This is a genomic window from Paenibacillus sp. MAEPY2 (assembly GCF_000499205.1).
Lineage (GTDB): Bacteria > Bacillota > Bacilli > Paenibacillales > Paenibacillaceae > Paenibacillus > Paenibacillus vandeheii.
The window spans coordinates 54,535-70,614 of record NZ_AWUK01000028.1; the positions used below are offsets into that span (position 1 = coordinate 54,535).

Here is a 16,080-nt window from a genome sequence, read left to right on the forward strand (position 1 = left end):
TAAGGAAAGCGAGGCACCTGGCTGCATGGAAATAAACACCATTGTTTTAGTCGTTTTTTTAATTCTTATTCTCATCTTATTGGTTCGTGTCATCAGCTTGCAGGCACAGCTGAATGAACTGAAGAGGGATGTAGAGCGCCTGGAGAATGGAGCAGGTAGTACTGCACAATTTCCGCTTAGTCATAACGCTTCTTCAGTGAATGTGTCTCCACCTCCACCGTCACAGGCTGACCTGACTGAACTTGATAGGGAGCTGCAGGCACTTGCACAACAGGGCAAGAAAATCATTGCAATCAAAAAGGCTCGTGAAGCCAGAAACCTATCACTGAAAGATGCCAAAGAATACGTCGAGTCTCTCGAACGACAATAAGAGTGAGTTTGAATCGACCTTCCAACTCCCTGCAAAGGTTTTTGCTTCAGTTGATTCATTTTCGACTGAAAGTAAAGATCTTCGTAGGGAGTTTACTTTTTTCAAAAGACATGATAAAGTTATTTCAATATTTATAGAAATAAGAAATAAAGACGAAAGGAACGATTTTGATGCAATCCAATACGATTGATGAACAGGCCGTCAAAATTCATAAAGCTTTGGGCGAACAAACGCGATATAAAATCATTCAGATCCTTTCGGGTGAAAGCAACCTGTGTCCTGCTGATTTGGAAAATAGGCTTGTAACGGTAGCGCTCTCCACTCTATCTCATCACCTGAAGCAGCTATCCGATTGTGGTTTGTTGACGTCACAAAAGAAAGGCACGTATATTTATTACAGCCTGAATACAGAAACTGTCCAGAGATTCGCTCCTTATCTGTTGGATAGATAAATTTTTGTCCGTTATTTCTATAATACTAGAAATATAAAATCAACAATTAAACACTCGTTCTGGCACATTGGAATGCAGAGACTCATCGTAGTTGCATACCTATCCTTTTACCAAAACACCCAGTACATTGGATGGTTTAACTGCTCAACCATGCCTCATCGGTTCATTCATAATATTGTTTTCCCGTTCTCTTGTCTTTATTTCTATATTTCTAAAAATATAATAATAACAAACAGAAAGAGGTTATATGCTCATGTCTAACACATGGAAAATCTATGTTCTCGCCTTGGTCAGCTTTCTTGTAGGGACCTCCGAATATGTCATTGCGGGTATTCTGGACAGGATCTCTGACACCATGAATATATCATTAATTGCTGCAGGACAGCTGATTACGATCTTTTCACTCGTTTACGCGCTCGGTACGCCCATCATAATCGCCTTAACATCCCGTATGGACCGACGCAAGCTGCTGCTCTACTTCCTTGGACTATTTGTCATAGGTAACGTCTTGGCCTACTTGCTGCCTGGATATGGACTGTTCATCGCCGCCCGAGTCTTGATGGCTCTAGGAGCCGGAGTCGTCGTTGTTACAGCCTTGACAGTAGCAGCCAAGATATCCGCTGAGGGCAAACAGGCCAGCGCCATCGCAACGGTCATTACCGGGTTTACCGCCTCATTGATCGTGGGAGTTCCTCTTGGAAGAATGGTTGCTGCGGCTTGGGACTGGAAACTTATATTTGCAGGCATTGCGGTTTTGGGTATCATTGCCATGGTGGTTATCGCATCTACGATCCCTTCTTCGGAAGGAGAAACGCCGGTTCCTTTGAAAAAACAACTAGCCTTGCTTAAACAACCTCGCATCGGATTTGCGCTGCTTGTCACCTTTTTCTGGTTAGGGGGATATTCCATTGCGTATACTTACATTTCGCCTTACCTGGTTTCTATTGCGGGCATGAGCGAAACGTTGTTAAGTTCCGCTTTGCTGGCTTTTGGTATCGCAAGTCTGATTGGTTCCAAATCCGGAGGATACAGCGCCGATCGTATGGGAGTAAAAAGAACACTCATCATGGGTATGGCCCTGCATGTCATAAGTCTGCTTATGCTGAATGTCACAGCTCATTCGGGTGCGGTCCTCTTCATTGTATTAATTCTATGGTCCTTTTCCGCCTGGTCTTCCGGTCCAACACAGCAATATAATCTGGTGACAATGGCTCCGGAATCGTCCGGGATTATGCTGAGTCTGAACAGTTCGGTTATGCAACTCGCGATGGCTGCCGGTGCCGGTATTGGAGGAATTGCCGTCAGTGCTGTTTCATTGTCATCCATCACCTGGATTGGAGCTTTGGGGGTGGTCATTGCCATGATTATTATCATTCTTGCCTATCGTCCGGGAGTTGCCACTAAACTTCAGACCGAATCTTCCCATGTGGCATGATGGATTGTAAGGCCAACAATAAAAATCATCAAACGCAAAAAGAGAGGCACTGTGACTTTACAGTAAGCCTCTCTTTCTTATTCAGTCTGATGAATGCTTTAGGTGCACGGTTCGAAACGGTGCTGTGTCAAGACTAAGGCGAACGTAAGTCTTATCTGAGCAAATTGGTCTTTGCCAACTCAATCAGCTTATCACCACGTCCATTCAATACTGCCTTCATCATCCATAAGGTGAAGCCTTCGGCCTGTTTGATATTAATCTTCGGAGGCAGGGACAGCTCCTGTCGATTCACCACAACATCAATCAGAACAGGACCATCATGCAGTAATGCACGCTCTACAGCCCCTTCCAGATCTGCCGGATCTTCAACCCGTATTCCTTCCAGACCCATCGCTTGGGCTACCATGGCAAAGTTCGGATTCACAAGCTCGGTACCGGACTCAAGCAATCCGGCAGCTTTCATCTCCAGTTCAACAAAACCCAGGGCTCCGTTGTTAAACACGACAACTTTAATAGGGAGATTATGCTGTTTAAGAGTCAAAAGATCACCCATCAGCATAGCAATGCCGCCATCACCGGACAAGGATATGACTTGTCTACCTGGATCAGACACCTGTGCTCCAATCGCTTGTGGTAGAGCATTCGCCATGGTGCCATGACTGAATGAACCCAGCAATCGGCGATTGCGGCTCATTTCAATATAACGAGCTGCCCATACGGTAGGTGTACCTACATCGCAGGTGAAAATCGCGTTTTCGGCTGCAGCATCGCTAATGACCTTGGTTAAGTATTGGGGATGAATTGGCATTTTTCCGGGTTTCCCAACAGCAAGCTCATCCAATTCTTTACGAACTTTTTCGTAACGTTCCACGCTTTTATGCAAATGTTTGTCGCTGTGCTCTTCCGTCAGATAGGGCAATAACATTTCAATGGTAGCCTTCACATCGCCGCACACGCCGTAATCCAGCTTAGTACGGCGACCAAGGTGTGAAGACTGAATATCTACTTGAAGTACGGCTGCATCCTCCGGGAAGAATTGACGGTATGGAAAATCTGTTCCCAGCATCAAGAGCACATCACAGTCCATCATGGCATGATAACCGGATGAGTAACCGATTAGTCCCGTAAGGCCTACCGAATACGGATTATCGTACTCCAGATACTCCTTGCCTCGCAGCGCAATAACCATTGGGGATTTCAAGCGATCACAGAGCTGCATGAGAGATTCACGCGCACCAGCGCAGCCTGCCCCGCACAGCAACGTAATTTTTTTACCTTGATTCAAAAACTCCGCCAGTTTCCGCAATTCAGGTTCGGAAGGATGTACAACCGGATGGGTGGGATGGTATACATGCTCCGGCACTGGCAGATCAGCCGCTTCCAGGGCCGCTACGTCTCCTGGCAATATAATGACGGAAACGCCAGAACGCGCAACTGCGGTCTGCATCGCCATCGTAAAGGAACGCGGCATTTGTTTGGCCGTTGTAATGACCTCACAATAATGACTGCATTCCTGAAATAAATACTCTGGATGAGTCGCTTGAAAATACTCACTCCCAATCTCATCACTAGGAATATGAGCAGCGATGGCAAGTACTGGTACACGGTTCCGATGACAATCGTACAGACCGTTTATCAAGTGCATGTTTCCCGGTCCGCTACTGCCCGCACATACGGCGATACTTCCACTCACTTGGGCATCTGCCCCGGCCGCAAAAGCAGCCACTTCTTCATGGCGGACATGAATCCATTCAATTTTACCCGAGCGACGGATGGAATCCAGTACCGCATTCAAGGAGTCTCCAACGATACCATAGATGCGTTTGATGCCTGCGTTCAATAATGCTTCGACCAGAACGTCTGCAATTGTTTTTTTCATGAAAGGTCGGTCTCCTTTATTCGCTTATTTTGAGTTATGTTTCCACCGCGTTAAACTACCTATTCTTTTACCCCATTTTTTTGAAATTAGAAACAAAATCATATGTATTTATGGATATATACAAAAATCCGCTTGTCATGGAACTGACAAACGGATCATGGTTACACGATGGTTTATAATGCTGTTCATTCATATTATTGAATTGATATTCACAATTAAATAGCAGGCATCACATTGCCGCCACTGACCGGGATATAGGCCCCAGTGATAAAAGAGGACAGGTCGGATGCCAGAAATGCTACCGCATTGGCAATTTCCTGATCTTCTCCCCTACGTTTCAACGGCACCGTTTGAATATACCCCTCATCATGTCCTGGCTCACTGGTGCGGTCACGCTCACTGATTGTCCATCCAGGCGCAACCTGGTTGACCGTAATCTGATGCTCGCCTACCTCTTTTGCCAGCACACGGTACAAACCGTCCATTCCGCGTTTTCCCGCAGTATATGCAGACTGGGTAGCAAAATTCTGCATCGCACATTCCGTATTAATACCAATGAATCGACCAGCTCTGGCTTCCTTCATAGCTGGAATGAAAGCTTTGGCAAGATATACACTTTGCATCACGCATGATTCGAACTGGCTTATATAATCGTCCGGTGATTGTTCCAGCACTGTTGTCCAGGCATATTGAATGACCGCATTGGCAACCACGATATCTACATCTCCGAGGCTGGATTGAATTTCATCACGCATTCGAAATGCCGTATCCTGCTTCGTGATATCACCCTGAATAATGACCGTTTTCCGACCGATGGCTTCGATCTCACCTTGAAGCTCCCTGGCCTTCGCTTCATTATTTATGTAATGCAGCGCCAGATTTGCACCACAGTCTGCCAACGTCCGAGCGATGACCCTTCCTAATTGACCAGTTGCTCCAGTCACCAGCGCCGTTTTACCTGTAAGATCCAATTTCATAGGACAGTTTCCCTCCTCTGAGCTACATGTGTAGTAACGAAATTTAGTGATAAAGAAAGAAGGAATACAAAATAGATTAACGCTCGTTAGCATCAAAACGGAAAACGCTTTCGAGGTTTATGTTATTTACCGTGCTGAACGAGATCGATTTCCTGGAAGCGACTAACTTCCTTTTCCCACCGTTCTTCTACATATTTGCGATGAACCGGGTGAACATTATATGCATCATACGCAGCCTGATCTGCAAATACCATTGAAAAACTGTAGTCAAACTCATTTTTTTCGCTCACCTGACGCAGGACCTGGAATTGCTCCACACCTGGAATATTCGCCAGAGCATCCGTACTTTCTTTCAGAAATGCCTCTGCTTCAGGTGTATCTTTGCCTGAGTAAAGTGTAAACGTTACCATATGATTGATGCTGCTCATCTCTATTTCCTCCTAAAGTATGATCTCACTCTGTTTCCTAGTGTACCTCCGTTTGATATGTAAGCGCAATAATTGTATGCAATTTTTTATTTATCGTTGTCAAGACACAAAGAAACCCCGAGGACAAATCCCCGAGGTTTCTTCGCAATCTATGGACAGACTAGTTTTTGATGTTGTATTTACGGTTAAAGCGATCAACACGACCACCGATGTCCACGTTTCTTTGTTTACCTGTGAAGAATGGGTGGGATGCGGAACTAGTGTCCACACGGATTACTGGGTAAGAGTTACCATCTTCCCATTCCATAGTTTCGTTCGAGAACTTAGTCGAAGAACTCAGGAATTTGTAATCAGCACTTGCATCGAAGAAAATTACTGTTTGTGTCTTTGGATGGATGTCAGCTTTTGGCATAATCTATTTACACTCCTTTAATATGGGTACTTCTTAGAATAGAACTAAATTTTATTATACTCTTTTTTTGGACGAAGTACCAGTCGGAATTGAACAAACGATAAATATTTTACAATTCACTGCAATTTGCACAGGTTTTAGACTTCAAGTTAAGCCCTTTCCAGCACGTTCAGCATATATTCCAACGCTTCAAGTTCATCTCTCCCCCGTGTCTGCAATCTCACCACACTGCCATGTCGAATGGGAAGAAGCGCCATTCCGAGCAGGCTTTTGACATCTACACGATGTTCATGGTCAGCATCGGTAAATGACAATGAAATATCCGAGGAAAAACGCGACGCTTGAGAAGATACAGACATCAGATCATCCCGGTGGAAATCAGAGTGAATCCTAAATTCATGTGTTCTCACAACCTTCAGTTCCTTTCGCTAAGTTGCTATTCAACAAAATGAGTGTGTATGATTTTATATGTTAAAATCTTCAAGCATTATACCACGTTATGGAAGCTTGTTTAATCCTTTTATAACGAAAAATACAAAAAAAGAAACCCTAAACATCAGGGCTCCTTCGAATGAATTCATTTTCCGTTCGGATACACCATTACTTTCAGACTGCCACTCTTGTTGTGCAATGCCCGTTCCATGGCTTGTTGTGTCTCCTCAAGGGAATAACGATCGGTTATCAGGGACATCACATCATGCTGGCCTGAGCTCAGAAACTCAATTCCTGCAGGATAGGTGTTGGCATAACGGAAGATTCCGTATATATCCACCTCATTGTCCGCGATAAAAGGAACATTCAGAGCAATTTCATCCTGTGCAGGTAATCCTACAATAGCAAGCTTGCCTCCTCGGCGGAGAGAATACAATGCAGACTGAAGCGCTTTCGGATTACCCGCAGTTTCCCACGCCGTATCTACACCGACACCGTTCGTTAACTCACGGATCACCGCCAGCGCATCCTCGTTCCGCACATTAATGGTATGAGTGGCGCCCATACGACGAGCGGCTTCCAGCCTCACTTCCTCCAAATCTGTGACAATGATGCGCTCCACACCAAACGATTTGGCAGCTGCAACAGCCATCAATCCCACAGGTCCCATGCCCATAATGGCAAGAGTTGTTCCCGGAGCCAGTTTACTACGTCTTGCCGCATGAATACCCACTGAGAAAGGCTCGTTCATTGCAGCCTCTTCAAAAGACAGATGATCCGGGATTGGGAAAACCATATCTTCACGTATGGTCATGTATTGCACAAAAGCCCCATCCACCGGAGGTGTCGCCAGAAATTGCACATCGGGACACAGGTTATAACGGCCTTCTTTACATGTCGTACATCGTCCGCAGGTTACCCCAGGCTCAATCGCTACCCGATCCCCCGTTCTGAGCCGTGACACGTTCGAGCCAACCGCCGCAACAATCCCTGCACATTCATGTCCAAGTATAATCGGTTTCTCAACCACAAATCGGCCAATTCTCCCATGTTCAAAATAATGCACATCCGATCCGCAGACGCCAACGGCCATCACCTGAATGAGCACCTCGTCTTCAGCCGGCTGGGGTACAGCCTGTTCCTCGATGATAATGTGCCCTGGCTCTGTCATGACAGCAGCCTTCATGGTTTCTGGTAATTGATGATGTCCCATATGTTCCCTCCTTCTCGTGTATGCCAACGTTGTTCTTCCTCCGAAGGTGATACAGGTGAACGCTCCACTTCCTCAGATTTGTTCTGGCTCGCCGTTATCGTGTAAATGTTTAGTTCAGCTTATATCACTCTCGTATCCAGATTAATATATCGTTCTTCCTTGCTCATCTGCAATACCGCTTTTGCGATAGAAGTACGTATTGATCATATCTCTCCATTCCTTGGCATGCTCCGCCTGCCCAGCCTGTAACGTAGCTACCTTATCAAAAACAGTCGGATCAATTTTGCCTTCCAGCTGTCCCCATGTTTGTGCTAACGCCGCTGCCTGCTCTGCTCCAGCAAAGTGTGTATCATAAATGTGCTGAATGACCGTTTTGCCAGAATGCAGGACATGGGTATACGGGACATGATGGAAAAATAACAGCAGCTCGTCCGGACAGGAGGCTACGGATTCATATCTTTCGGCATTTTCCCGGTGGTATTGCGATGTATATCCCGTTCCACTGCTCACTGTCCGGTCCACGCCAATACCATCACAATCGGCAAAATGATACGTTCCCCACTTGGAATATTCATAGCCATCCACATTCGGTCCATAATGGTGCTCCGGATTAACCATCCAGCCTACACCGAGCGGAGCCGTATAATTTTCATAGATTTCCAACGAATTCAGAAGCATGCCAGAGATTAGACGAACGACCTCTTCGTCATGTCCAAACGTAAGTCTGACCCATTCCTCCGCGATCTCTTCCGATGACAGCTCCGGATTCCAGGCCAGTCTTCCATATCCATACAGATTCGCCTGAGCAAGCGGGTGCCCTGTCCAGCAAGCGTCTGCGCCGATATTGGAGACTGCGGCAAAGCCGCTATAAGGCCTGTTGTATAGAGAGCCGTCAGCAATACGTTTAATTTCAGAACCCGGCCCTTTGGCAAACGTATCAAAATCTAATACTTCTTTCCACTGTGGAACCAGATAACACAGATGTCGCTGCTGGCCCGTATACTCCTGCGTAATCTGGAATTCCAGGACCTGATTCGTGTTCTCCATGGCCCCGAACAACGGGGATACGGCCTCTCGAACCTGAAAGTCCATCGGTCCATTCTTGATCTGCAAAATGACATTTTCCGCAAAGCGGCCATCCAGTGGCTTAAAGTGGTCATATGCCGCCCGCGCGCGGTCCGTGGAACGGTCACGCCAGTCTTGCTTGCAGTTATAGACGAAGCAGCGCCAGATCACCAGTCCACCAAATGGACGAAGGGCCTCAGCCAGCATATTGGCTCCATCGGCATGATCTCGATTATACGTAAATGGGCCAGGACGATTCTCCGAATCTGCTTTGATCAAATAGCCGCCAAAATCCGGGATTGCCGCATATACCTTGGCTGTCTGAATGTTCCACCATTCACGGACCTGCTCATCCAGCGGATCTGCCGTAAGCAATCCACCAATCTCTATCGGACTTGCGTAGTTGGCGCTCAGGAACAATCGGATGCCGTAGGCTCTGAATTCGGCAGCAACCTTTGCAACATCACCCAGGAAACGTTCCGTCAGGAACAGGCTCTCACGCTGGTGCACGTTAACGTTATTAATCGAAATGGCGTTAATGCCTGTAGAAGCAAGCAATCTGGCATAATCCCGGATACGCCCGAGATCACGAGTGAATTCACCATTTTCATAGAAAATGGATTTCCCAGCATAACCACGTTCAATGCTTCCGTCCACGTTATCCCACTGATTGATCATGCGTAATGCATTAACGGGCTGCTCCGCAATGTAGCTTAACCTTCCCGCAGCCGGTTGCGCATCGTTAGCGCTTTCTTGATCCAGGACAAGCTCTCTTAACAAATGAAAAGTCCCATACAGCACACCTTGAGGAGTTTCAGAACCAATAAACAGTCTGCCCTGCTCCTTATCTTCGCGGATCATATAGCCTTCCCCGTGTACAGCTGAGCGCTCCGTGTCGCTGAAGGCCTGAGCTACAGCTTCCGAGCCTGTCCATGTGCCAAGCCATATCCCTTGGGCCTCCTGATTGGCCAAATCCGGATCACTCACTTGGCTGGTAACTTCCTGACTAACTTTCGGCTTGATGCCAAAAATCTTGTTCAATCCCTGAGTCAGTTCAGTTATGGCTGTTGATATCATTTCTTGATCTTCCGCCACCGACACGATATGGACCCAGACTGGAGCTGCTTTTCTGGCAGTTCCCTTCACCCCGGATAGACCTTGAAGATATCCAAGCCACGCATCATACTGCGGGCCAGAGATATTAGTTTGAACGGTTGTGTTGCTCATTGTACAGCCTCCTTGCTGGCATAGATCTGCTCCAGACGATTACCTTTGCCTTCGAGCAGCCATAGAATTGATGTTACACCGCGCGGGTAATACTTGCTTCCGACCGCAACACCCGCCAAAATCTGGTCACTCCAGCACCAGTAGGATTCCTCTGGATGCAGCAGCCAGTTTACATGGGCAGCGTCCGCAGCCTTCCCAGTTTCATCCCATTCCACGTCCAGCAGTTCTCTTGTAATGAACTGGGACAGATATATTTTGCTAAGCCATGAGTTATTGCTCGTAGAGGACAGCTTCCAGCCTCCATCCTCAAATAGACAAGTACCAGGTACAAGTACAGTCTTAAGGTGGGTTCGAAGTGCTTGCAGGTAAGGTCCGAAACGGCCATTTACATCAAGCGCACCTTCACAGCCTGTAAAGTATGGGAATACCAATCCTTCTATGGCCGGAATGATGCGGGAATCATTATTTTCAGCGATAACTGCCGGAATGTAGCCACTGTCGGTTAACTGAGCTGCAATACTGGCTGCACAGCGATCTGCCTGACGTCCTGCGTGATGAGACAATTCAGCCAGTTTCTCGGCAGCAAACAGCTTCTCCAGTGCAACATAGACGGCCCAGCATTTGCCTGCCAGGTAGATGTTATTCCGAGATTGTCCAAGCGATACATCCAGACTGTCATAGGTGGTAATTTCAGCTCCACCCTTGGTGCGACTGCTATCCAGTCCCATCAGGCCATTGCGTTGTTGTTCATCCGGATGATCCCGGTTCAACATGCTTTCGAAGCAATCACGAATGACGGGAAGCATTTCTTTTACAAATTCCCGATCCTTTGTTTGTTCAATATATACAGTCGCACAGCAAAGCCAGTTCACGAGTTCCTCGTGGCTCATTTGGGAGAAGCAGTCATCGATGCCCACCAGTTCATAAGCCGAGTGTCCGGGACGCGAGAATACATTGGCTACGCCAATATCATGCGTGAACGTAATGCCGCCCGGATATTCCTTCTCATCGCCCGGGAATCGTACTTGATCCGTATAACTGTAACGTTTCACAAACCACTCCAGCTCATTACGCACCGTCCAAGGATTCAAGGCAAGCTCGAAATACAGTTGATCTGCGGTCAGATCCAGAGTATTCATCATCCGGTATTCGCCTTCATTTACGATCCAGAACGGCTCGCCGTCTGCATCCAGCAGCTGTGTACTTGCATAGTAGCTATGAATGGAATGGGCAAGCATAAATGACTGGTCCTCACTCAAAGCAGATACGCCAAGACGTTGTTCCACTTCAGCACAGGAAGCAGTCAACTCGCTGAAACGATCAAGCGCATATTGCCCAGTTTCCAGAATATCCGCAAAATAACGGGTATACCAGTAGGTCGTGTCCATACCCGAAGTAACGATCCCACCACGATAGAAACATACAGCGAATTGATACGTACGCTTCTCTCCGGCTGGAACGTCCATCAACAACGCAGCTGTTTCGCCCAGTCCGAAAGCCAGATTCTCACGATGCTTCTCCTGCAATATTTTCTCCAACGTGAACCCGCGAGCAGGCCATAATCCCTCATCCGCAGACAAAATTGCGGTTAGGCGTCCTTGTCCAACACCCGTTAACGCTCCACCCTCTGGTCCTCCGATGATACGCATCGCAGAGTAAGGATCATTCCCCTGATAGCCAAAATATGCTTTGCGCGATTGCTGCCCTTGCGTATTATCAATTGTCATCTCCACCAGAACGGCAGGTACAAGCGCATCCATTAACGCATCACGATCGCCGCTGAGCGGTTCGGGTACAGGCCGCACAGGTGAGTAAATACGGAAAGTCAGATCACCCGCCGTCCACGTATCTGTTCCCGAAGTGAATTCACGGGTGATATCCTCATCCCGAAACGCAGAAATCAGCGGACGAGACGTTTGTGCTGCAACTGGCGCTTTCGTGCTCGCTTCACTTTGTAACGAGGCCGACGACGCCAGATCTGAATCCGAATTCTCCACTTTTTCAACATCGTACCGAACGCTCGCATCCTCAACGGCTTCGAAAAATGGTAAAGCTTCATAGTTTTCACTATCACGAGATTGTAAACCGATATATACATTCTGATCTGCTGGCTTGCCAAGCTCCAGACCTAGTCCGCCTTTGGCTCCTTTGTATCCAAGCGTAAAGCTGGCAAAAGCCCCGATCGGTGAGTGATGGGCATTATAAAAGATGGATTTGGAAGTGCTCATGAACGATGACCCCTCTCAAAATGGTTTGCATACGTTTTCATTAGCCCCATCCTACCACGGGCATTCCACCATAGACCATGGTCAAATCAATCGGATATTTACCCAAATCAAGCTAATAGATTATAATACAATAAAGCGGTTATATCTGTTTCGATTCATATCTCCATCATTCCGTTCAGAAGCAACTTATAGATTCCACTATAATTATAATGATTGAGGGGGCCTTCCATGTCTTCCACCTATTTGCCTCCCGCTTTGGGAGAAAGTGTGCATGAGGTGTTTTACCCGGATGTACAGACCACGGTGAATCTGTTCGCCATTCATTTGCGAAGTGTCGGGGCGAATTGGGATTATCCGGCGCATGAACATCCGCAATATGAGCTGAATTATGTAACGGAAGGCGAACAACACATGACTGTGAATGGCAAGCTGTATATTCAAAAGGCTGGCGAATTGCTCCTGATTCCTCCAGGAAGCATTCATTCCAGCCTGAGCCATAATGGCAAGGGTTTTACGTATTTTTGCATGCATTTTGATATTGATGATCAGTTATTTCTCTCCTTGCTTGCACGAATCAAGCAGGTTTTGTTTGATGCAGATAGTCCGGTTACCCGCCAGATCGAGCCTGTACTTCGCAAATTAATGTCATCTGCTGACAATCGAGCGGCGAGTACGATGGTACAACGCATGCAGCTGCAATCGGCGGTATTTGAACTGTTTGGACATTTATGGGAAGCGGTCTCTCAGGAAGCCGCTCAATTGTTCACGGACGGATATGAGAAAATCGAGCTGGCCCACCAGATTCGTAATCGGTTGCAAGGGCTGGTAAGTCAGCAGTTCAAGCAAGGACGTGAGTCCGACAGCCATTATGGCATTGATGATATTGCAGCAGAGCTGGGCATCAGTTCCTCCCATTGTAACCGTGTATTTCGACAGGTGTATGGTCAGTCTCCGCGTGTTTATTTATCTGAAATGGTTCTGCATGAAGCCAAAGTTCTGTTGGGTAACCCCAAGCTGTCGATTCAGAACATTGCTACCATGCTTGGTTATAAAGATATTGCCCATTTCAGCCGTCAATTCAAGCGCTGGTCGGGTGTATCCCCAACATGCTACAGACAGGAGCAGCCTGCTCCCGAATGAGTATCATTCATCCAACATCAGTCCAGTCCAGAACTTAATTGCTGTAAGGTTAAACGTCGGTTCTTTTATTTTAACAGACGTTTAATCGTCTTCAGTTTGTTATCATACGGCGGATATAAAATTGACAAGTTCAATCTGGTGCTCTTTTTAAGCACACTTTTCATATGAGAGAAGGTCTCCAGACTATACCGCCCATGATAAGCGCCCAAACCTGAATGTCCCACGCCTCCAAACGGCAGCCTTGGATTGGCTACATGGGTAATCGTATCGTTAATGCATCCGCCCCCAAAAGAAACCTCTCGCATCACTTGATCCTGTAACTGTGTATCCGATGTAAAGAGGTAGAGCGCCAGCGGTTTGGGTCGCTTTACAATACCAGCAATCGCCTCATCAATATGGGTATAACTGATAATCGGTAGAATCGGACCAAAAATCTCGTCCTCCATCGAGGCGGCTTCCCACGATTCGGCATCAATAAAGGTCGGTTCAATAAAACGATCTTCCTCATCGGATTGACCCCCATAAATGACATGAGCCTGATCGCGTTCAATAAGGGTCGTGAGACGTTTGAAATGGGCCTTGTTGACGATTCGCCCATAGTCTCTGTTGTGCTGGATATCTGTACCAAAGAAAGACTCTACCGCTGCTTTCATTTCGGCAATCAATGGATCTTTCACCTGTTCATGTACAAGTAAATAATCTGGTGCGATGCAGGTCTGACCGGTATTGAGCAGCTTTCCCCATATAATGCGCTGTGCAGCGACGCTTAGATCGGCATGCTTATCCACAATAACCGGACTTTTACCGCCAAGCTCCAGCGTAACTGGAACGAGATTTTTGGCAGCAGCCTCCATGACGATTTTGCCCACCGGGACACTTCCTGTAAAAAAGATATAGTCAAATGGGGCGTTAATAAGCGCCGTGGTGGTGTCTTTGGCTCCTTCAACCACGTGCACATAATTTGGTTCGAAGATGGAGGTTATCATCTCACGAATAACGGCGGAGACGGCTGGTGTGTTTTCAGATGCTTTGAGAACAGCCGTATTGCCTGCTGCCAACGCGCCAACCAGAGGTTCAATTAACAGCTGGAATGGATAGTTAAAGGGCCCAATAATCAAGACCGCACCATAAGGCTCAGGAATGATATAGCTTTTGGAACCGATCAGCGTGAGTTGAGTTTTAACCTTGACCGGTTTGACCCATTTCTTTACTTGCCGAATGGTATGCGTAATGCTATCCAGCATAAATCCGATCTCTGTTGTATACGATTCGAACTCACTCTTGCCCAAATCCTGATAGAGCGCCTCGGTAAGACGGGACTCATACTTTTGAATCGCCTGTTTCAACCGGGTTAAATGTGCAATGCGAGCCTCAGCGGAGCGAGTAGCCCCTGTTCTAAAAAATTGCCGCTGCTGCTGTAAAATTTCTTCCACTTCAGATTCGCTTAATTCCTGTATTGTACTCATGTAATCCAACTCCTCTAAGAGTTAATGATGATCCGTTTAAACATACGAACGAATCGCCTACATGCATGTGCATGTTAGCTGCTCTTGTCTATAAGCACTCCTCTTCCATCGCGGCCACCAGTTCCTTCAAAAGTTCCACCGAGGACTTTAACGAAGCAGAATAATATCGCTGTGTTCCCTTCTGCTCCACGGAGATAAGTCCTTTTTCAAGCAAAAGCTTGAGATGATGGGATATTGCAGGCCGGGACAGGCTGAATTGTTTTGTAATTTCATTCACCGTCATACTGCCCTTATCGCTGAGCGCAAGTAAAATGGCCTGACGATGGTTGTCACTTAGTACCTGGAATAAGGGGATGCAGGTTTGAAAGATGGATAATGCTTTTTGTCCCATGGTTTCACCTCTAAATAAGTTTCTAAAGACATCATGTCTATAGCGTCTATTCGTTTAAACATTTAAACCTAATGACTATATTTTACTCCCCAAACCTGTGAAGAACAAGCTATGCCCGATAAATTATATATAAGTTAGATAAAAGCGCTTCCATACTACCATACAAGTATGGTAGTATGTCTTTGAAGGAGTTGAAGTTATGGAATATCCCCCTAGGTCTTCATCCAAAGCCGATTTATTATCATCCTTAATAAGCCCATCTTCGCTGAACAAACAGGCATTCTCTTCACGTGAGGCTGTCTACACGACATTGAAGCAGTTGATATTGAGTTTGAAGTTGCCTCCCGGTACTGCTATTTCGGAAAAAGAGATCTCGCTCGAGTTCAATGTGAGTCGGACCCCTGTTCGAGAAAGCTTTGTCCGATTAGCACAGGAAGGTCTGCTGGAAATATATCCGCAGCGGGGTACCTATGTATCTCTGATTCAAGTGGATCTCGTGGAGGAAGCCCGATTCATGCGTGAACAGCTTGAGCGTGCCGTCATACGGCTAGCCTGTGTGCAATTTCCAGATGAATATATGAAGAAAATGGAGCAGAACCTTGCACATCAGCAGGAATGTATACTTGAACCGGATGATGAAAGAATGTTCGGATTGGATGAGGAATTCCATAGTACTCTCTTTGCAGGTTGCAACAAAAAAAACACCTGGTCCGTGATCCAGCATATGAATGTGCATCTGAACCGGAGCCGAATGCTCCGTCTGTCTTCAGATCATCATTGGGATCACTTGCTTGAGCAGCATCGATCCATGGTTCAGGCGATACAACAACATGATGCTCAAACGGCGGAGCACATTATGCAGGAACATCTGCACTTAACCGTCACAGATCTGGCTGTCCTGCGGCATACATACCCTTCCTATTTTCAATGATGATGGATGGATCTGTTCTGTTCTTTAAACTAAT

Annotated in this window: 15 protein-coding genes; 5 read left to right on the forward strand and 10 right to left on the reverse strand. The window is 46.6% G+C overall.

Translation table 11 applies throughout. From position 1 onward, the window contains the following. Positions 1–25: 25 nt before the first annotated feature. The 3 genes from P364_RS0120525 (at position 26) to P364_RS0120535 (ending at position 2,257) form a co-directional block, all read left to right on the forward strand. On the forward strand, positions 26–370 hold the full coding sequence (locus P364_RS0120525; protein ID WP_024631951.1) for a hypothetical protein: 345 nt from the start codon (positions 26–28) through the stop codon (positions 368–370). A gap of 170 nt (positions 371–540) precedes the next feature. Next, a complete protein-coding gene (locus P364_RS0120530) occupies positions 541–822 on the forward strand; it encodes an ArsR/SmtB family transcription factor (protein ID WP_024631952.1) in 282 nt (93 codons plus the stop codon). Positions 823–1,075: 253 nt separating this feature from the next. Further along, entirely contained in the window at positions 1,076–2,257 is a 1,182-nt protein-coding gene (locus tag P364_RS0120535) for an MFS transporter (RefSeq protein ID WP_024631953.1), read from the forward strand. A gap of 151 nt (positions 2,258–2,408) precedes the next feature. On the opposite strand, the gene poxB is transcribed toward P364_RS0120535, so the two are convergent. From poxB to P364_RS0120575, 8 genes are all read right to left on the reverse strand, one after another. After that, the gene (gene poxB / locus P364_RS0120540) at positions 2,409–4,136 is read right to left on the reverse strand and encodes a ubiquinone-dependent pyruvate dehydrogenase (protein ID WP_024631954.1); all 1,728 of its coding nucleotides are present in this window, start codon (positions 4,134–4,136) and stop codon (positions 2,409–2,411) included. Positions 4,137–4,351: 215 nt separating this feature from the next. Then, a complete protein-coding gene (locus P364_RS0120545; RefSeq protein WP_024631955.1) occupies positions 4,352–5,113 on the reverse strand; it encodes an SDR family NAD(P)-dependent oxidoreductase in 762 nt (253 codons plus the stop codon). Between the two features lie 122 nt (positions 5,114–5,235). Then, the gene (locus P364_RS0120550) at positions 5,236–5,541 is read right to left on the reverse strand and encodes a Dabb family protein (RefSeq protein WP_024631956.1); all 306 of its coding nucleotides are present in this window, start codon (positions 5,539–5,541) and stop codon (positions 5,236–5,238) included. A gap of 160 nt (positions 5,542–5,701) precedes the next feature. Next, positions 5,702–5,953 (reverse strand): type B 50S ribosomal protein L31, encoded by a 252-nt coding sequence (locus P364_RS0120555; protein WP_024631957.1) that lies wholly within the window; start codon positions 5,951–5,953, stop codon positions 5,702–5,704. 149 nt (positions 5,954–6,102) lie between these two features. Continuing rightward, positions 6,103–6,363: an HPr family phosphocarrier protein gene (locus tag P364_RS0120560; protein WP_024631958.1), complete on the reverse strand. Its 261-nt coding sequence runs from the start codon at positions 6,361–6,363 to the stop codon at positions 6,103–6,105. A gap of 167 nt (positions 6,364–6,530) precedes the next feature. Continuing rightward, on the reverse strand, positions 6,531–7,598 hold the full coding sequence (locus P364_RS0120565; protein WP_024631959.1) for an NAD(P)-dependent alcohol dehydrogenase: 1,068 nt from the start codon (positions 7,596–7,598) through the stop codon (positions 6,531–6,533). A gap of 141 nt (positions 7,599–7,739) precedes the next feature. Then, positions 7,740–9,890, reverse strand: a complete 2,151-nt coding sequence (locus P364_RS0120570; RefSeq protein WP_024631960.1) for an alpha-glucuronidase family glycosyl hydrolase — start codon at positions 9,888–9,890, stop codon at positions 7,740–7,742. Next, the gene (locus tag P364_RS0120575; RefSeq protein ID WP_024631961.1) at positions 9,887–12,118 is read right to left on the reverse strand and encodes a glycoside hydrolase family 52 protein; all 2,232 of its coding nucleotides are present in this window, start codon (positions 12,116–12,118) and stop codon (positions 9,887–9,889) included. The genes P364_RS0120570 and P364_RS0120575 overlap by 4 nt, the downstream gene beginning before the upstream one ends. 228 nt (positions 12,119–12,346) lie before the next feature. Here P364_RS0120575 and P364_RS0120585 point away from each other — a divergent pair, with 228 nt between their 5' ends. Then, entirely contained in the window at positions 12,347–13,258 is a 912-nt protein-coding gene (locus P364_RS0120585; protein ID WP_024631962.1) for a helix-turn-helix domain-containing protein, read from the forward strand. Positions 13,259–13,323: 65 nt separating this feature from the next. Here the strand turns inward: P364_RS0120585 and P364_RS0120590 are convergent, their stop codons facing one another. Together P364_RS0120590 and P364_RS0120595 are read right to left on the reverse strand one after the other, a co-directional pair. Beyond that, positions 13,324–14,724 carry an aldehyde dehydrogenase gene (locus tag P364_RS0120590; RefSeq protein WP_029881155.1) on the reverse strand — a complete coding sequence of 467 codons (1,401 nt, stop codon included), beginning with the start codon at positions 14,722–14,724 and terminating at the stop codon, positions 13,324–13,326. A gap of 88 nt (positions 14,725–14,812) precedes the next feature. Then, positions 14,813–15,115: an ArsR/SmtB family transcription factor gene (locus P364_RS0120595; protein WP_024631964.1), complete on the reverse strand. Its 303-nt coding sequence runs from the start codon at positions 15,113–15,115 to the stop codon at positions 14,813–14,815. A 199-nt stretch (positions 15,116–15,314) separates the two neighbouring features. Here P364_RS0120595 and P364_RS0120600 point away from each other — a divergent pair, with 199 nt between their 5' ends. Continuing rightward, the gene (locus tag P364_RS0120600; protein ID WP_024631965.1) at positions 15,315–16,046 is read left to right on the forward strand and encodes a GntR family transcriptional regulator; all 732 of its coding nucleotides are present in this window, start codon (positions 15,315–15,317) and stop codon (positions 16,044–16,046) included. Positions 16,047–16,080 lie beyond the last annotated feature (34 nt).